General features: G+C 44.0%; 11 protein-coding genes, 3 tRNA genes and 2 rRNA genes. 11 read left to right on the top strand and 5 right to left on the bottom strand.

From position 1 onward, the window contains the following. The first annotated feature begins 108 nt into the window (after positions 1–108). The 5 genes from AB1I50_RS07100 (at position 109) to AB1I50_RS07080 (ending at position 6,184) form a co-directional block, all read left to right on the top strand. Positions 109–1,636, top strand: a 16S ribosomal RNA gene (locus AB1I50_RS07100). A gap of 110 nt (positions 1,637–1,746) precedes the next feature. Next, a tRNA-Ala gene (locus AB1I50_RS07095) sits at positions 1,747–1,822 on the top strand. A gap of 105 nt (positions 1,823–1,927) precedes the next feature. Then, positions 1,928–2,004 (top strand) — tRNA-Ile (locus AB1I50_RS07090). 377 nt (positions 2,005–2,381) lie between these two features. After that, positions 2,382–5,213 (top strand): 23S ribosomal RNA (locus tag AB1I50_RS07085). Together the 16S and 23S rRNA genes with 2 tRNA genes alongside form the textbook arrangement of a ribosomal RNA operon. Positions 5,214–5,362: 149 nt before the next feature. Beyond that, a complete protein-coding gene (locus AB1I50_RS07080; protein ID WP_407723343.1) occupies positions 5,363–6,184 on the top strand; it encodes an HAD family hydrolase in 822 nt (273 codons plus the stop codon). Between the two features lie 45 nt (positions 6,185–6,229). Here the strand turns inward: AB1I50_RS07080 and AB1I50_RS07075 are convergent, their stop codons facing one another. Then, a complete protein-coding gene (locus AB1I50_RS07075; RefSeq protein WP_407723342.1) occupies positions 6,230–6,937 on the bottom strand; it encodes a DUF6062 family protein in 708 nt (235 codons plus the stop codon). A 90-nt stretch (positions 6,938–7,027) separates the two neighbouring features. Between AB1I50_RS07075 and AB1I50_RS07070 the strand changes: the two genes are divergently transcribed. Then, a complete protein-coding gene (locus AB1I50_RS07070) occupies positions 7,028–7,861 on the top strand; it encodes a DNA-3-methyladenine glycosylase family protein (protein WP_407723341.1) in 834 nt (277 codons plus the stop codon). Between the two features lie 37 nt (positions 7,862–7,898). Here AB1I50_RS07070 and AB1I50_RS07065 read toward each other — a convergent pair whose 3' ends face one another. Together AB1I50_RS07065 and metG are read right to left on the bottom strand one after the other, a co-directional pair. After that, positions 7,899–8,663: a TatD family hydrolase gene (locus tag AB1I50_RS07065; protein ID WP_407723340.1), complete on the bottom strand. Its 765-nt coding sequence runs from the start codon at positions 8,661–8,663 to the stop codon at positions 7,899–7,901. 1 nt (position 8,664) lies between these two features. Continuing rightward, entirely contained in the window at positions 8,665–10,629 is a 1,965-nt protein-coding gene (gene metG, locus AB1I50_RS07060; RefSeq protein ID WP_407723339.1) for a methionine--tRNA ligase, read from the bottom strand. A 219-nt stretch (positions 10,630–10,848) separates the two neighbouring features. Between metG and AB1I50_RS07055 the strand changes: the two genes are divergently transcribed. The 5 genes from AB1I50_RS07055 to AB1I50_RS07035 all read left to right on the top strand — a co-directional run bounded on the left by AB1I50_RS07055 (position 10,849) and on the right by AB1I50_RS07035 (position 15,032). After that, positions 10,849–10,925, top strand: a tRNA-Met gene (locus AB1I50_RS07055). Positions 10,926–11,152: 227 nt separating this feature from the next. Continuing rightward, the gene (locus AB1I50_RS07050; RefSeq protein ID WP_407723338.1) at positions 11,153–11,512 is read left to right on the top strand and encodes a TnpV protein; all 360 of its coding nucleotides are present in this window, start codon (positions 11,153–11,155) and stop codon (positions 11,510–11,512) included. A gap of 25 nt (positions 11,513–11,537) precedes the next feature. Further along, positions 11,538–11,666 carry a hypothetical protein gene (locus AB1I50_RS07045; RefSeq protein ID WP_407723337.1) on the top strand — a complete coding sequence of 43 codons (129 nt, stop codon included), beginning with the start codon at positions 11,538–11,540 and terminating at the stop codon, positions 11,664–11,666. A gap of 323 nt (positions 11,667–11,989) precedes the next feature. Continuing rightward, positions 11,990–12,556, top strand: a complete 567-nt coding sequence (locus AB1I50_RS07040) for a hypothetical protein (protein ID WP_407723336.1) — start codon at positions 11,990–11,992, stop codon at positions 12,554–12,556. A gap of 58 nt (positions 12,557–12,614) precedes the next feature. Then, entirely contained in the window at positions 12,615–15,032 is a 2,418-nt protein-coding gene (locus AB1I50_RS07035) for a leucine-rich repeat protein (RefSeq protein ID WP_407723335.1), read from the top strand. Positions 15,033–15,114: 82 nt separating this feature from the next. Here AB1I50_RS07035 and AB1I50_RS07030 read toward each other — a convergent pair whose 3' ends face one another. Beyond that, on the bottom strand, positions 15,115–16,410 hold the full coding sequence (locus AB1I50_RS07030) for an ATP-binding protein (RefSeq protein ID WP_407723334.1): 1,296 nt from the start codon (positions 16,408–16,410) through the stop codon (positions 15,115–15,117). A gap of 146 nt (positions 16,411–16,556) precedes the next feature. After that, the gene (locus AB1I50_RS07025; protein ID WP_407723333.1) at positions 16,557–18,053 is read right to left on the bottom strand and encodes a DUF6076 domain-containing protein; all 1,497 of its coding nucleotides are present in this window, start codon (positions 18,051–18,053) and stop codon (positions 16,557–16,559) included. Positions 18,054–18,364: the final 311 nt, after the last annotated feature.

The following is an 18,364-nucleotide window of genomic DNA, read 5'->3' as shown; positions in this document are numbered from 1 at the left end:
CACTAAAATACATCGGTAAATTCACGAACGTGTCAGTATGATAAGTTCTGGATAAAGAGATTAAAACTCTGAAAAATGATTTGAACGCCGAAAGGCGTTGAAATACAAATTTTAGAGAGTTTGATCCTGGCTCAGGACGAACGCTGGCGGCGTGCCTAACACATGCAAGTCGAACGGAACTATTTTGACAGATTTCTTCGGAATGATGGATTTTTAGTTTAGTGGCGGACGGGTGAGTAACGCGTGAGTAACCTGCCTCTAAGAGGGGAATAACGTTCTGAAAAGATCGCTAATACCGCATAACATATTGAAGTCGCATGACTTTGATATCAAAGATTTATCGCTTAGAGATGGACTCGCGTCCGATTAGCTTGTTGGCGGGGTAACGGCCCACCAAGGCGACGATCGGTAGCCGGACTGAGAGGTTGAACGGCCACATTGGGACTGAGACACGGCCCAGACTCCTACGGGAGGCAGCAGTGGGGGATATTGCGCAATGGGGGCAACCCTGACGCAGCAACGCCGCGTGAAGGATGAAGGTTTTCGGATTGTAAACTTCTTTTGTTAGGGACGAAATTTGACGGTACCTAACGAATAAGCTCCGGCTAACTACGTGCCAGCAGCCGCGGTAATACGTAGGGAGCAAGCGTTGTCCGGATTTACTGGGTGTAAAGGGTGCGTAGGCGGCCGAGTAAGTCAGATGTGAAATCTATGGGCTCAACCCATAAACTGCATTTGAAACTACTTGGCTTGAGTGAAGTAGAGGCAGGCGGAATTCCCTGTGTAGCGGTGAAATGCGTAGAGATAGGGAGGAACACCAGTGGCGAAGGCGGCCTGCTGGGCTTTAACTGACGCTGAGGCACGAAAGCGTGGGTAGCAAACAGGATTAGATACCCTGGTAGTCCACGCTGTAAACGATGATTACTAGGTGTGGGGGGACTGACCCCTTCCGTGCCGGAGTTAACACAATAAGTAATCCACCTGGGGAGTACGGCCGCAAGGTTGAAACTCAAAGGAATTGACGGGGGCCCGCACAAGCAGTGGAGTATGTGGTTTAATTCGAAGCAACGCGAAGAACCTTACCAGGTCTTGACATCCAACTAACGAAGTAGAGATACATTAGGTGCCCTTCGGGGAAAGTTGAGACAGGTGGTGCATGGTTGTCGTCAGCTCGTGTCGTGAGATGTTGGGTTAAGTCCCGCAACGAGCGCAACCCTTGCTATTAGTTGCTACGCAAGAGCACTCTAATAGGACTGCCGTTGACAAAACGGAGGAAGGTGGGGACGACGTCAAATCATCATGCCCCTTATGACCTGGGCTACACACGTACTACAATGGCCGTCAACAGAGGGAAGCAAAACAGCGATGTGGAGCAAACCCCTAAAAACGGTCCCAGTTCAGATTGCAGGCTGCAACCCGCCTGCATGAAGTCGGAATTGCTAGTAATCGCGGATCAGCATGCCGCGGTGAATACGTTCCCGGGCCTTGTACACACCGCCCGTCACACCATGGGAGCCGGTAATACCCGAAGTCAGTAGCCTAACGCAAGAGGGCGCTGCCGAAGGTAGGATTGGCGACTGGGGTGAAGTCGTAACAAGGTAGCCGTATCGGAAGGTGCGGCTGGATCACCTCCTTTCTATGGAGACCTGACTGAATGAAATAAATCAGTCTAACATCCAAGGTCAGCATTATGGATTTTGGTAACCTTATTGTTCAATTTTGAAGGTTCTGCCTTCAAAAAGATATGGGGGTATAGCTCAGCTGGGAGAGCACCTGCTTTGCAAGCAGGGGGTCTGCGGTTCGATCCCGCATATCTCCACCAGAAGAAAAGAATAATGAATAAAGAATAAAGAATAGTTAAAAATCTTTATTTATTTAGGAGTTATCTTTTCAAATAAAGGCTTATGGAATTGAGCCAAACCAATATGGGCTTATAGCTCAGCCGGTTAGAGCGTCCGCCTGATAAGCGGGAGGTCGGTGGTTCGAGTCCACTTAAGCCCACCAGAAGGAAATAATAAAGAATAATGAATAGTGAATAATGAAAAATTCGCTGACATTAGACTTTATGGTTTCCAATCAGCAAAACCTGTGATAAGGAAAGTGCGCAGCGCAAAAACGTAAGACAAAGCAGTCAACGTAAAGACGCTGAATAAACGCTTGAATTAAATAAAAGGTATCTACGCTGATATTTAAAAGTACCTTGAAAACTGAATAAAGATAGCAGATAAAGCGAGAAAGTATGTTTATCAAGTAAGGTTTAGTCAAACAAACTCAAATTACGAAGGTAAAAATACTGCAATTTCTGTAAGGGTGAAAAAGATTGTTGTAAAACAGCCTATTTTCAAACTAAAACGAAGAACCAAAGATATCTCATAAGAAATGGTCAAGCTACAAAGAGCACAAGGGGAATGCCTTGGCACCGAGAGCCGATGAAGGACGTGACTAACTGCGAAAAGCCACGGGGAGCTGTAAGTGAGCGATATATCCGTGGATGTCCGAATGGAGCAATCCGGCAAGAGGAAAGTCTTGTCATCATATGCTGAATACATAGGCATATGAGGGGAACCGCCTGAACTGAAACATCTAAGTAGGGCGAGGAAGAGAAATCAACAGAGATTCCGCCAGTAGTGGCGAGCGAACGCGGAAGAGGCCAAACCGAGGGTAGAAATACCTTCGGGGTTCGGACAGTATAATGCATTGAAGCGACTTAGCTGAATGGTATGGGAAGGCCAATCGAAGAAGGTGAAAATCCTGTAAGCGAAAAGTCAATTCAGCAGACTGTATCCAGAGTACCGCCGGACACGTGAAACCCGGTGGGAATACGGGGGGACCATCCTCCAAGCCTAAATACTACTCGGTGACCGATAGAGAAGAAGTACTGTGAAGGAAAGGTGAAAAGTACCCCTGACGGGGAGTGAAACAGAACCTGAAACCTTGTGTTTACAAGCACTGAAAGTCATTCAACGGACGATCAGGTACCTTTTGTAGAATGGTCCGGCGAGTGAATGTATTTGGCAAGGTTAAGCACTTAAGGTGCGGAGCCGCAGCGAAAGCGAGTCTTAATAGGGCGTAAGAAGTCAAATGTATTCGACCCGAAACCGTGTGACCTACCCATGGCCAGGTTGAAGTAAAGGTAAAACTTTATGGAGGACCGAACCGACTGTCGTTGAAATGCCAGCGGATGAGCTGTGGGTAGCGGAGAAATTCCAATCGAACTCGGAGATAGCTGGTTCTCTCCGAAATAGCTTTAGGGCTAGCCTTGATATAGATTACCGGAGGTAAAGCACTGAATTGGCTAGGGGCCGAGAGGTTACTGAACCATATCAAACTAAGAATGCCGGATAATTGTTTATCAGGAGTCAGACAGTGGGAGATAAGTTTCATTGTCAAGAGGGAAAGAGCCCAGACCCACAGCTAAGGTCCCCAATCATAGTTAAGTGGAAAACGATGTGGAATTGCTTAGACAACCAGGATGTTGGCTTAGAAGCAGCCACTCATTAAAAGAGTGCGTAATAGCTCACTGGTCGAGTGATTCTGCGCGGAAAATTTAACGGGGCTAAACTATGAACCGAAGCTTGGGATACCTATTAGGTATGGTAGGAGAGCGTCGTATACGGGGTGAAGTCAGAGCGAAAGCGCTGGTGGACTGTATACGAGTGAGAATGCCGGAATAAGTAGCGAGAATTAAGTGAGAATCTTAATGGCCGAAAGTCTAAGGTTTTTGGAGGAAGGTTCGTCCGCTCCAAGTAAGTCGGGAGCTAAGGTCAGGCCGAAAGGCGTAGCCGATGCACATACGGTTGAAATTCCGTAACCATCTGCAATTTAAGCAAAGGGACACTTAAGAAGGGTGTGACCCGGGCGTTGGTAGACCCGGGCGTAAGGGACCGAAATTAGAGTAGGGAAGCACACTTGGATTAAGGCGAGAAAAGCTTTGTGAATAGAAGCAGATGCCCGTACCGCAAACCGACACAGGTGGACAGGAAGAGAATTCTAAGGCCAGCGGGAGAAGGGTAGTTAAGGAACTCGGCAAATTGACTCCGTAACTTCGGAATAAGGAGTGCTCGAAAGAGCCGCAGAGAATAGGCCCAGGCGACTGTTTAGCAAAAACACAGGTCTCTGCCAAATCGAAAGATGAAGTATAGGGGCTGACACCTGCCCGGTGCCGGAAGGTTAAGAGGAGATGTGAGAGCATTGAATTGAAGCCCCGGTAAACGGCGGCCGTAACTATAACGGTCCTAAGGTAGCGAAATTCCTTGTCGGGTAAGTTCCGACCCGCACGAATGGTGTAACGATCTGGGCACTGTCTCAACTACCCACCCGGCGAAATTGTAGTACCGGTGAAGATGCCGGTTACCTGCGGCAAGACGGAAAGACCCCATGGAGCTTTACTGTAACCTGATATTGGGTTTCGGTAATCTATGTACAGGATAGGCGGGAGACTGGGAAGCTTGGGCGTCAGCTCAGGTGGAGTCAATGTTGGGATACCGCCCTTAGGTTTCTGGAATTCTAACCTGCGGCCGTGAATCCGGTCGGGGGACATTGTCAGGCGGGCAGTTTGACTGGGGCGGTCGCCTCCGAAAGAGTAACGGAGGCGCTCAAAGGTTGGCTCAGCACGGACGGAAACCGTGCCTCTGAGTGTAAACGCAAAAGCCAGCCTAACTGCGAGCGTGACGGCGCGAGCAGTAACGAAAGTTGGAGTTAGTGATCCGGCGGTATGTGAATGGAAATGCCGTCGCTCAACGGATAAAAGCTACCCTGGGGATAACAGGCTGATCTCCCCCAAGAGTCCACATCGACGGGGAGGTTTGGCACCTCGATGTCGGCTCATCACATCCTGGGGCTGAATTCGGTCCCAAGGGTTCGGCTGTTCGCCGATTAAAGTGGTACGCGAGCTGGGTTCAGAACGTCGCGAGACAGTTCGGTCCCTATCTGTCGTGGGCGCAGGATATTTGAGGAGCTCTGTCCTTAGTACGAGAGGACCGGGATGGACGTACCTCTGGTGCACCAGTTGTCACGCCAGTGGCACAGCTGGGCAGCTATGTACGGAACGGATAAACGCTGAAAGCATCTAAGCGTGAAGCCGACTCCAAGATTAGATATCCCATCGCGTAAGCGAGTAAGACCCCTTGAAGACTACGAGGTTGATAGGCTGCGTGTGTAAGCATGGTGACATGTTCAGCTTGGCAGTACTAATAGGTCGAGGGCTTGACCACAATCAAGCAGCAAAAGAATACTTTGGTCTAATGTCAGTATTTACTTCTTTCCCTTTTATCTCTTCTTTGTTCAGTTTTCAGGGTATTTGCCCTTTAACAGAAGCACTATCGAAAGGTAGTGCTTTTATTATTTTTGGTGATGATATGATATGAATGATATTAAATTACTCGCGCTTGACCTTGACGGAACGGCATTAAAATCAAATAATTCACTTTCGACTGTTGTAAAAAAGGCAATTAAACGCGCTTCGGAAAATGGGATAACTGTGGTCGCGGCGAGCGGCAGACCTTACGGTTCTATGCCCGATTATATATTGAATATGAATGCGTTTAAGTATTTCATTACATCCAACGGCGCAGGAATTTATGATAACAAAAGAAATCGAATTAAATCGGTTCAGCTCAAAGAGAAATCTGTTTTGGAAATTCTTGAATTGACAAAAGATTATGATTTGATTTGGGAAGCTTTTCTCGAAGGAGAAACCTGTACCGACAAGCGTTATTATGACAACCCTCAAAAATATGGCTGTTCGGCGGCTTATGTCGATTATGTCCGCAACTCTCGCGGATATTCGGACGATATGCGCGGATATATTTATAAGAATAGGAACAGGCTTGACAGCATAGAGTTTGTCAGTACTGACGCTGAGCTCAGAAAGACCATTTGGAATATGATTGAAAAATCTGTTCCCGATGTTTATGTTACCTCGTCGTCAACTCACTTTGTCGAGATTATGGACGGACAAGCTACTAAAGCAAACGCTTTGAGGTTCATTTGCGATATGCTTAATGTTTCGCTTGAAAATACCGCCGCTGCCGGTAACGCGGATAATGATGTTGATATGATAGTCGAGGCAGGCTTGGGAGTTGCGGTAAAAAACGCCTGCGGCAACTGTAAAAATAATGCTGATTTAATTGTAAGCTCGAATGACGACGATGGAATTGCAGAATTAATTGATATAATTTTATAATTTTATAATAAACAGAGGCTGACATCAAAGTCAGCCTCTTTGTAGTTATTCATCATTGTTTTCCGTAAAATCCGCGCCTGTAAGGAAGTCAATGCTCCTTTCGACAGCGTCAACCGAAGTTCCCCAGTCGCCGCCGCGGTTTCGGTAGTCGTACATCGAGATGATGTGCGAAATATCGTTCTTTAGCGAAGCAAGATAATTCTTGGTCAGCTCCGCGGTGTCGGCGTGAAATTCCGCAAGATGCTTTGACGGAATACTGCCCTTTGCCATAGCCGCTTCCATTATGAATTTGTAGTGCTTAAGGCAGATGAACGGCTGATCCTTGTACAGCTTGCGGAACTCGCCGCCCTTAACCCACTCGATAAAAACCGTCGCCATCAGGTGGTACATATCGCTTTCAATCCTATCGCAAACGTAGCAGGAATTCAGCACATTTCCGATTGAAGCAAGCGCCTTTTTGTCGGGCTTTGAGTTTGGTTTTTTCGGCATATATTTGTCGGTAATCTCCTGAAGGTGGGTTTCCAAAATCAGCGCGTTCGGAAGCTTTTGTCCGGTCTGCGACATTTGTAGAAAATGACGGCGGCAAAAGCCTTTTTTGTTCGTTTCAATTCTGATATTCGGCTCCATCATAGCGTCGCCGGTTACAAATCCGACGTACTGCTTTTCGAGCATGTTCTCCATTCTGCACGCAGGACAGCCGCACTTAGGAGCAAAAAGGTCGTTAACCGGTATGGTAACAATGGTTTCCTTCATCGCGAAAACCTCCTAAAAATATACTTTAAAATTATTGTATCATATTTTGTCGAAATATGGTATACTGTTTTTTAGAAACGAGTGATTTTTATGAAAAACATTTCTTCGGAAAATTTTATTTTAATTCCAGATGTCCGTGACCTCGATTTGGAGCAAACGCTCGACTGCGGACAGAGCTTTAGATGGACTAAGCAGGATGACGGCTCGTTTTCGGGAGTGGCTTTCGGAAAATATGTAAACATTAGCCTTGACGGCACGGATATGGTAATCAAAAATGCCGCGCCTGAGGATGAAAAAATTTGGCGCGAATACTTTGATTTGGAACTCGATTACGGAAAAATCCGCGGTGATATCAGCAAGCTTCACCCGGTTTTAGAGGAAGCCGCGCGGTACGCTCCGGGTATAAGAATTCTCCGCCAAGAGCCTTATGAGGCGCTGTGCACGTTCATAATCTCGCAGAACAACAACATCAAGCGTATCAAAGGGATTGTCGCGAGATTGTGTGAGAGCTTCGGTGATGAGATTGATGAAGGTGTTTATACCTTCCCGAACGCCGAAAGGCTCGCAGAGCTTACGCCTGACGATTTAGCTCCGCTCAGGGCCGGATTTAGAAACAGATATATAATTGATTCGGCAAAAAAGGTCGCTTCGGGCGAGGTCGATTTGGAGCTCTGCAAAACCGCGGATTATGAAGCCGCGCGCGCCGAGTTGATGAAGATAACCGGCGTGGGCGTAAAGGTGGCCGACTGCACTTTGTTGTTCGGTATGCACAGGGTAGAGGCGTTTCCGGTTGACGTATGGATGAAGCGCGCGATGGAAAAGCTGTTCCCCGGAATGAGCGCGAACGACTTCGGTGAGTACGCCGGAATCGCCCAGCAGTACATTTTCCACTACAGCCGCATGCACCCGGAGTTGTTTGAATAAAAATAAGCTGTACATTTTTCGGTGTACAGCTTTTTGCTTATATATTATAAAATCTCTTTGCGTTTTCCGCGGTGATGTCGAGCAGCTCCTGAACGCCCATATTTCTGAGCGAAGCGATTTTTTTCGCGGCGAAAATTATCATTGAGCTGTCGCAGCGCTTGCCCCTGAACGGAACAGGCGCCATATACGGCGCATCGGTTTCGAGCAGAAGTCTGTCAATCGGAATTTCCGCCGCGACGTCAACGCTGTGCCGCGCGTTTTTGAAGGTAACAACTCCGCCGAGGCTAATATAACAGCCCAGCTTTACCGCCTCGCGCATTAGCTCGACGCTTCCCGAAAAGCAGTGTACAAGCGCGTTCGGCTTGTACTTTCTGAGAAAGTCAAATGTATCTCCGTGCGCTTCGCGGTCGTGAACAACGAGAGGCATTTTCAAATCGAGCGACAGCTTAATCTGCTCCTCGAAAACCTGCTTTTGTAAGTCCTTCGGAATATCCCAGTGATAGTCCAGTCCGGTTTCCCCGATTGCGACAACTTTTTCAAGCTTTGTCAGCTCGGCAATTTGGTCGAGGTAATCGTCGGGCATATCATCGAGGTTCTCGGGATGAAAACCCACCGCGGCGTAAAAGTAATCGTACTTATCGCAGAGCTTTAGAATTTCTTTTGCCGACTTTAAGTCCACCGCGTTGTTGACAACTCCGCAAACGCCCTTTTGCGGAAGCGATTTAAGAAGCTCGTCGCGGTCGTCGTCGAACCAACCGTCATCATAGTGGGCGTGAGCGTCAAAAATATTTCTGTAATTCATATCAGCAAATCTGCGAGCCGGCAGGCATACCCTCGATTGTCACAACCTGCAGCTTTTCGCCGTCGGCTGTCTCCTGCACGGCGGAGAGAATCATACCGTGGCTCTCAACTCCGCAGAGCTTAACGGGCTTGAGGTTTGAGACGAAGAGAATCTTTTTGCCGACAAGCTCATCGGGCTGATAGTGCATGGCGATTCCGCTTACGATTGTGCGCTCGCCTGTGCCGTCGAAGATTGTAAATTTGAGGAGCTTTTTGGACTTCTTGACCTTCTCGCACGCGATGACGTCGCCTACGCGGATATCGCACTTGTCGAAGTCGTCAATGCCGATTTTCGGAATACTTTCCAAATCGAGCTTCTCCTCAACTTCCTCGATGCTCTGCTCCTTTGCGGCGTTAGCCTGCTGCATTTTGGTCAGCTCTTCCTCAAACTGCTTTGCGTCAATTCTCGCGAACAGCGGAACTGCCTTGTCAAGCTGAGTTCCTGCTTTGTACGCGCCGAATTCCTTAAGGCTTTCGTAATCAGCGCAGTCGCAGTTGATTTGCTTGAGAATTGCCTTATTAGTGTCGGGCATAAATGGCTCAATAAGCACCGCGATATAGCGGATGCTCTCGAGCAGATTATACAGAACCGTGCCGAGGCGCGGCTTGTTTGCTTCATCCTTAGCAAGTGCCCACGGAGCGGTCTCGTCGATATATTTGTTGCAGCGCTTCGCGAGGTTGATAACCGCCTCTACCGCGTCGCTCATATGAAAAATATTGATCGCGTCGTCAACCTTTTTGACGGTGTCAAGGCAGAACTGCTTAAGCTCGTCGTCGAGCGGCTCTGCCGCTACAGGCTCTTGAACCGTTCCGCCGAAATACTTGTTGTTCATCGCAACCGTGCGGTTTACAAGGTTGCCGAGGGTGTTTGCAAGGTCAGAGTTAAAGCGCTCAATAATCGTATCGTAAGTGATGGAACCGTCGTTTGCGAACGGCATTTCGCTTAGCAGGTAGTAACGCACAGCGTCAACGCCGATAAGCTTAACGAGCTCGTCCGCGTAGATAACATTGCCGCGGCTCTTGCTCATCTTATCCTCACCGAACAGCAGCCACGGATGGCCGTAAACCTGCTTCGGAAGCGGCTCACCGAGCGCCATGAGCATAATCGGCCAGTAAATGGTGTGGAAGCGCACAATGTCCTTGCCGATAATGTGCGCGTCTGCAGGCCAGTACTTTTTGTACTGCTCCGAGCTTCCGTCGGGGTCGTAGCCGATACCGGTGATATAGTTCGAGAGCGCGTCAATCCAAACATACACAACGTGTTCGGGATCGAAGTCAACGGGAATTCCCCACTTAAAGCTCGTGCGCGATACGCAGAGATCCTGAAGTCCGGGCTTGATAAAGTTGTTGAGCATTTCCTTTTTGCGGCTCTCAGGGTAAATAAAGTCGGGATTTTCCTCGATGTATTCCTCGAGCTGTTTTTGATACTTTGAAAGCTTGAGGAAGTACGCTTCCTCCTTCATCGGCTTAACCTCTCTGCCGCAGTCGGGGCACTTGCCGTCTACAAGCTGGCTCTCTGTCCAAAAGCTCTCGCACGGAGTGCAGTATAAGCCCTCGTAGCTTCCCTTGTAAATATCGCCCTGCTCGTAGAGCTTTTTGAAAATCTTTTGAATTACACGCTCGTGATCCGGGTCGGTGGTGCGGATAAATTTGTCGTAGGAAGTGTTGAGGATGTCGCAAATCTCGCGGATTTCGCCGGCAACCTTGTCAACATATTCCTTCGGAGTACAGCCCTCAGCTTGGGCGTACATCTCTATCTTCTGACCGTGCTCGTCGGTTCCCGTCTGGAAGAACACGTCGTAGCCGAGCATTCGCTTGTAACGCGCGATAGCGTCGGTCAGAACAATCTCATAGCTGTTGCCTATGTGCGGCTTGCGCGAGGTATAGGCAATCGCTGTGGTGATGTAATACGGTTTTTTGTTACACATGAGTAAATCCTCCTTTTTTCAGCAAATGAGCTTACCTATTATTATATCAACTATGCAGACAAATTGCAACTGTCATAAATTTTGCGTGACGGTAATATTTTGCGGTAAATTCCGCATATAATACATTGAAAGCGTAAAGGGAGTGCAAAAAGCCAAAAACCCCTTGACAAAACGCCTGCGGCGTGGTATTATATATAAGCTGTAGACAACAGAATATATCGCGGGATAGAGCAGTTCGGTAGCTCGTCGGGCTCATAACCCGAAGGTCGTTGGTTCAAATCCGGCTCCCGCAACCAAACAAGACGGTTTTTCGAAACCGTCTTTTCTTTTTCCAATTTTTCCGAAAATGCCTGAAAACGGCTTATCTATGCGGTTTTCAAACGGCAACAGAATCAATTTGGGAAAAGTTGAGTCAGAATAAATACAGTTAAATCGCAGTCAAAATCGCAGTCAAATCGCAGTCACAAATAAAACCTGAGCCGCCGAGATCGTTTCCGACAAATATTTTTCGGAGGTTAAAGTTATGACAAACACAAAAATCACTTACACGCAGCAGGGCGACTATCTTCTTCCCAATTTGAAACTGCCTGAACAGCCGAAGGTGGAAATCGGAATTTTCGGAAAGCGGCGTCTCCGTTACTTGGAGCGTAACCGTAAGATACTCTACACAAATTTGTTGACCAAAGGCAAGCTGACCGCTTATCTCGCCGATATCGACGAGCAGGCGGAGAATATGTTTGATCGGTTGGTAAGGCAGCTTGCGGAACGTGAGGGTGTGACAGAACAGCTTAAAGCAGAAAACCAAATGCTGTGGGTAAAGAAAATGAATTCTATCCGCAACCGAGCGGAAGAAATCGTTAATCACGATCTAATTTACAGCTAAAATATGTTCAGGTGAGGTAAAAGGCGTGTCGGTAAAGACAGTTGAAGCGTGGGAAGCCGGCACCAACAAACCAATCGGAGCAGCAAGGTGTTTTCTCAGCGTGCTGAAAGCCGACCCGAAGCTGCTCGTCAAAAACAATATTATCAGCGCATAAGATGAATACGGCGCCCCTTGATAGGCAAATCGCTTATCAAGGGGCGTTTTGTGTGTTGTTGCATAATTATTTGCGAATTATTAAATTTATAGGTTGCTTTTGCCGAATTTAATATGGTATAATAATAGTGCCAAATAAAATTTAATAGTTTTGCTATTCTTGATAAAATATTTTTATTTCGGTAAATGTAGGCTCTATTTTGCATTCTAAAAATAACTAAGAATTTGCTTGGCAATAGATGAGTTGCGTTTTTCCGCGTGGTTCGTTTGGGTAAAGTTTTTTCCTGCACAATTCATTTTTGGGGTTTATTTCGAGACAAGTGGGTGATTAAAATTAAAAGCACAGAAAGCCTTAAAGTAAGAGAACAAATGGTAGATATGCATCAGTTTTTTATTGATAAGATTGATGAAGCTGTAGAGTCGCAACGATATATAGAAGCTTCTTGGCTAATCTATTCTTGCATTGAAAATCGTTTTTTCAGAATTTTGCAGAAATATAAAAAGCAGTGTAAATACTGTAAAGGAAAGAGTAAATGTAAGAAAAATCGCAACGAACTTGCAATAAGCACAAAAATTGCTTGTGTGGAAAGACTATGCGAAAACAACGTTGAGTGTTTATCAAAATCCTTTAAGAGTGAACAAATAAACGAGATTAAGCTGTGGGTTAAAGACCGAAACAAAATGATGCATGATCTTCTTAGTTTATCCACATATGAAAATATGGACGACAGATTTAAAGAATCTGCTATAAAGGGTCAATCTCTATTATCTGACTTGTATAAGTCCTGCACGAAATTCAGAAAAATATTTTATTCAGATAATTATGAATTTGTTTTTCCAGAAATCGCAATGGAAGGATGTCGTTGCAACAACAGAAATAACGAAAAATAACAACGGTATAGAAAGGATTTCTAAATCTGTATTTTCTAAAAGGTGAGGAGAATCATTTATGGGAAAACCTATTTCAGAGGATGGAAGGATTATTCAAGGAAAATATGAAGGGTATTTTGTGTATCTTTGGAAAACCAATGAGAGTCTTTCAATTCATAAAGAAAGAATATATGAGTCGGGATTGCTTACAGCCAGTAATAAACAGAGTAGCCAAGTATTTATAATAAATAAAGATTCAATTACCGATACTCAGGATATGGGAAGTGCAGTTCACAAGGCAAACACAGAAGCCGTATTGAAGGTCGGATTTTGGTTTGGTGCTGTTGCTGCGATAGCGGCTAATCAGATAGGAACAAGAGAAAGTTATACTGTGGCTATCGAGTATCCTGACGGAGAAAGAAGTCTTTTGCAGTTAAACTCATATGCTTATCAAACGTTTAAATCAATTGAATTTGCTTTAAATGAAGATAACCGCAAAAAGCAATTTGAATCCGAAAACACTACAGCTAGAACAACAAATTTATCAAATAATACAAATGAATCAAATGATCAGGTTGTTTCTAACCAAACGCAAGTGGTCAAAAGGCAAATACTCATTAATACAGAAAACATTCAAGCATCAGTAAAACGTGCTTTTCTGTTTTTAGAGGATGAGGAGTGGGAGACTGCTGAGGAATATTTTGATTCCATCCTTGATATTGATCCTGAAAATGCTGAAGCATATCTCGGAAAACTAATGGCACAAAAAAGAGTTTCTCAAAAAGATGAGATAGTCAATCAGGATAATTCTTTTTTTGAAGATAAGCTTTTCAAACGTGCGCTGAGATTCGCAGATGATACGATTAAGGACGAATTAGAATCATATCAATCAAAAAAAGCAGAAAATGAAAACAATGTGTTTTTTGAAAGAGCTTACAAAAGTATTGTTGAAGAAAAGAATTGTGCACAAACGCCTTATCAATATAATCTACTACAAAAGAAATTTATAGCTTTTAAGGGCTATAAAGATACGGCACTCCTAGCTGATCAATGTAGTACTAAAGCGAAAAAATTAACTGAAGCAAATTACAGTCGTGCACATGAATTAATGAACGAGAAAAAGTACTTGGAAGCAATACGATTTTTTATCTCTGTAATTGATTATAGAGATAGCAGAGCACAGAGCGAAAAATGTGCCAGAGAAATTGAGGGTGAAAGAAAAATATATAATAACGAGCTAAGCGATATTCAAGAAATAGACAAGAATCTTCAAATAGAGAAAGATCAACTAGAACATAGAATTGATGCAATAAAACAAAACATCCGTGATTATAATATTAGACAAAAAGAGATTGAACAGATGAATGAGGAATATGCACGGATTAAAAAAAGAATAGAAGGATTTGAAACAGAGTTATCCGAATTGGGACGATTCTCAATATCAAAGAAAAAGAAAATACAAAATGAAATCGATTTCTATAACGGTGAATTAGAGAGAACATTCATTAAAATTTCCGAAAAAGAGAATACTACTTACACAAATCAGAATTTACAGACAGATAGTCGAGAAATTGAAGAATCAGAAAAAAGAATAAATGAAATAAATCAAATTCATCAAAACAATGAAGCTCGTTTAGGAGAACTAAATAAACTGCAGAATTCTATGATCTGTTTTAGCCCGGAAACATTTCAGAACAAGAATGTTGATGTTTTTGGAGTTATATCTGAGTCGATGTTATACTTGTTTTGGACAAATAGTATGAAGACAAAAATTACAAATGATTATTTAAGTCAAAATAAGATTAATGAAGTTATTGTTATGCCGGGGATTACGACTATTCCTAGTTATGCTTTCAAAGACTGTAATTCTTTGAAAAGAGTTGCTATTTCTGATAGTGTAACTAGAATTGAAAATGGGGCATTTTTTGGCTGTAATGGTTTGGTTGAGATAACCATACCTTCGGGCGTGATATTTATTGGTGAATATGCTTTTTCTATGTGCAACAATCTTTCTGCTATAACATTTAGTAATAACAAATTAAAAACCATTGGAGAAGCTGCCTTTGGCTCCTGTAAGAACCTTACGAGTATTGATATTCCAGATAGTGTAACTTCTATCGATAGGGAGGCGTTTTATGGTTGCAAAAAACTAGAAATAATTAAGTTACCATCCAGACTCCATACTCTGGGCGCTGGTGCATTTGAAGACTGCGATAATTTAGCTAGTATATCTTTCAATACAAAGATTAAAAAAATAGAAGAACGCACCTTTGCAAGCTGCAAAAATCTTACGAAAGTTGCCATTCCGAATAGTGTAACTTTTATCGATAAAGAGGCATTTTGGGGGTGTAAGAATTTAACAACTGTTCATATGTCCGGTAGAGTGCAACACATTGGCGAGTCTGCATTTGCCTTTTGTTCAAAACTGCAAAGTATAACTTTGCCTCCAAATGTGGTTTTAGGGAAAGATGCGTTTTTATTTACTAAAATCGAATGATTGACAATGGGAAAAACACTAAAAAAGCATTTTGGGCGTGTGAGTTCTTGGCTCACACGCCCTAAACTTTTCCATTCACTTTTTAAATACAAAATGCGGCGTAAAGTGGAACCGTCTTTTTGTTATCCTCAAAGCCAAAGTTTTTAGCAGAGAGTTTGATGGCATAGGCAGGCTTGTAGGCATCCATATAGACCTTTAAGCTCTTGGCTTTGGTGTTGTCGGCGGATTTAACCTCGATTGGGATGATTTGTCCGTCGCGCTGAATGACAAAATCAATTTCAGCCGCACGGTCAGACTCCCAATAGTAGGTGTGATAGCCGTTGCAGGTGAGCTGCACATTGACATAGTTTTCCGCCATACCGCCTTTGAAATCGTTTAGTTCCTCAACCATATACAGAATATCGTTGGGAGCTAAATCCTTTTTAGCGCAAAGCAGTCCCAAATCCGATACATAAATCTTGAATGCGTCGATGTCCCGGTAGTTCTCAAGCGGCTTTTTGATTTGCTCAACCTTATAAACCTGCGATACGATACCGGACAGGCAAAGCCATTCGATCGCATTTTCAAATTCGGACGCACGTCCGCCTTTCTTGATCAGCTTATACTGAAAACGTGTATTCTTTTTCGAGAGCTGAACGGTGATATTATCATAAGCAAGCCGTGTTTTCTTAATCTCGTTCAGGTTGTTATACTTGCTCATATCATTGAGATAACTTGTGAGTATCGTGTCCTGCGTATGGCGGACAAGGATATAGTCCTTTGTTTGAGCGAATTGCATTACGCACTCCGGCATACCGCCGACAACAAGATACTGACGGTAGAGCTGCATTGCGGCGTCGTGTAAGGCTGACGGGAGCGGCGTATCGGTGTTGAAGCATTTTTGGATCCGCTCCACCAAATCGTCCTCGCCGAGAGCCAGCATAAATTCTTCCATATCCATCGGATAAAGCGTTTTCATATCGACCTTTCCGACGGGAAAAGAGAATTTTGCTCTGTTGACCGCAACGCCGAGCAAGCTGCCTGCGACAATGATATGATAATCCGGCGCGTCCTCACAAAAATATTTGAGAGAAGTCAGCGCTCTTTCGCATAGTTGCACCTCGTCGAAAACGATCAGCGTTTTTTCTCTTACGATCGTTTGACCGGCAATATGAGACAAAATCGGGATCAGATAATCGGGACTGATATTTTCTTCAAAGGTTTCATTCAACTTGGGATTTGTTTCAAAGTTAAAGTATGCGACATTCTCATAATGGGTGCGCCCAAACTCCAGAACAGAATAAGTCTTGCCCACCTGTCTTGCGCCCTGTAGAATAAGAGGCTTGCGGTGCTCGTTTTCCTTCCACGCCTGCAAGAAACTCGTTATCTTTCTATACATATTCACACCCCCAAAAAAGGTTCTGAATATAGTATAGCAGATATTCGTGCAGAAATCAATATGTAATGCTCAGAACATTGCATTAAAATACACGAATAATTCTGAAATTTTTTCAAAAAACAACATCAAACTACAAATGTATTTCTTTATATATTTTTCCTTTTCCGATTCGGGAAATACGCTTCCATCCAATCTATATATTCCTCCGGTGTGATTTTGCCGTCGTTGCATTCGTCACGCTTGGTGATTGCCTGATAGCGCCACTTGTTGAATTCGTCCTCTTTCAGTTGATGAACTCTTACTCTGGCAGCGTAGCGCTTGTAGTATTTGTTGTAGATAGGAACCGCCTTGTTATCGGCGATTTTTGCTTTGTAGTTCTCCAAAGCGGCAAACTGCTGGCAGGTTCGGGTTTCTCCCTCGGCTATGCGGTCGCAGTAGTGCGTGTCATAATTACCTTTCATAATAAAGTATTTGCCGCAGCGCTTGCATTTTCGGAAGCGGACGTTTTGCTCCAGCATTTTTGTCAGCTCCAGCTCCAGCATATCTTTAATAGAACAGCAAACATATCTTGCGCTGATAAACATATGGTGCTGTAAAGTGAATAAGAGCGTGTTGACTTTAATGCCGTACTTTTCCGCAAACTCCTTTTGCTCGTCGGTAGGTGAGGAATTCAAATTCTTTAAGGCATTAATGATTTTATCGCCGGTCGTACCGTAAGGCATTTTGTCGCCGTCCATAATGTTATGAGAAGTTCTGAATTCTTCTTTTCTTTCAAAGGATGTGGGCATATCGTGAGCGTGTCGGTATAGATGAAGCCGCTCACTTGGATATAAACCTCCAAGGACTTCAGGATAAAAATCCTCGTCATAGCAAAACTCGATCAGCTTTAAAAACTCCTTTTGAAGCGCAAGCAGATAATTTCCGTAGCGTGCAATGCTGTTAGTTAGATCTCCTTTTATAAACGGCGGAAAAATTGTTGAGTAGAGAGAAGAATAGGCTATACTTTCGATTAAAGGGAATGTGCCGGAAAATCTTTCATACGTTTGTAACACCCACTCATCTTCGGTTAACTTGGTTTTGCCTTCATCCTCTTTTTTATCGTATTTCTCAGAATCAATATTCTCCTCGCCCCATTGCTCCAATAAGTGAAATAAAGCATATGATTTTTTTACGGGAGTCAGAAAATCAGCATAAATAAAATCAAGGATACCCTCACCGTAATTGAGCGTTACATTTGAGCCGCTCATAATATTGATCATAGCGTTTTTTAGTTTACCTGTATCATCAGCGAAAGGTCCTGCTAAACCTGATGCTCGAAAGTTGTATTTGCCCTTAAATTTTTCAAAATATTCCTGACATTCTTCTAAATTATCTTTTTCATATTCTATTTCTTCCTCGGCAGACTCATACGATTTGTATGAACTGCCGAGATTTTTTGCGTGTTCTCTTTCGTCAGCTTCAATAAGCTCGTCTATATAATCGTCACGCTCCCAAGAGTCAACGACAATATTGATGGTCTTCTTTTCGGGATAAAACTTTACTCTGTTATGGTAAAAGTCAAGACGTACATTCTTTGAGTTGGAGCGCAATAGACGGTATTTATCGTATTCGGAGAGCTCCTTGTTCGGTTTGTTTTCTGCCATTTTATCACCTGCTTTTTAGAAAATATAAATCGCTCGAAAATTAGATAATAAACATCACTCTAATATATATCATACAAAACCATTGAACTTTTGTCAAGCTGTCGCTATAATGTGTTTAGATAATTCAAATATCTGTTTCGTAATTATCTAACAACAACTGAATGACCTTCTCATAGATACCTTTCCCGGTGAAGTAGGCGACGATATGAGCGTACCAAGGGTGAGAAAAAACGACACAGCGCCGAAAAGGGTTGCCTGTCAGAGTCTGCTGAGGCAGAAAGGCAAAACACAAAACTAAAAACAGGAGGAAC

It is taken from the genome of Ruminococcus sp. NATIVEDY161, assembly GCF_045819895.1.
Classification (GTDB): domain Bacteria; phylum Bacillota; class Clostridia; order Oscillospirales; family Acutalibacteraceae; genus Ruminococcoides.
Note: the sequence above shows the minus strand (reverse complement) of the source record. Positions and strands in the feature narration are given on the sequence as shown.

Coding starts and splice junctions, on each gene's coding strand:
- AB1I50_RS07080 (WP_407723343.1), top strand. CDS start 5,363: ATGAATGATATTAAATTACTCGCGCTTGACCTTGACGGAACGGCATTA.
- AB1I50_RS07075 (WP_407723342.1), bottom strand. CDS start 6,937: ATGAAGGAAACCATTGTTACCATACCGGTTAACGACCTTTTTGCTCCT.
- AB1I50_RS07070 (WP_407723341.1), top strand. CDS start 7,028: ATGAAAAACATTTCTTCGGAAAATTTTATTTTAATTCCAGATGTCCGT.
- AB1I50_RS07065 (WP_407723340.1), bottom strand. CDS start 8,663: ATGAATTACAGAAATATTTTTGACGCTCACGCCCACTATGATGACGGT.
- metG (WP_407723339.1), bottom strand. CDS start 10,629: ATGTGTAACAAAAAACCGTATTACATCACCACAGCGATTGCCTATACC.
- AB1I50_RS07050 (WP_407723338.1), top strand. CDS start 11,153: ATGACAAACACAAAAATCACTTACACGCAGCAGGGCGACTATCTTCTT.
- AB1I50_RS07035 (WP_407723335.1), top strand. CDS start 12,615: ATGGGAAAACCTATTTCAGAGGATGGAAGGATTATTCAAGGAAAATAT.
- AB1I50_RS07030 (WP_407723334.1), bottom strand. CDS start 16,410: ATGTATAGAAAGATAACGAGTTTCTTGCAGGCGTGGAAGGAAAACGAG.
- AB1I50_RS07025 (WP_407723333.1), bottom strand. CDS start 18,053: ATGGCAGAAAACAAACCGAACAAGGAGCTCTCCGAATACGATAAATAC.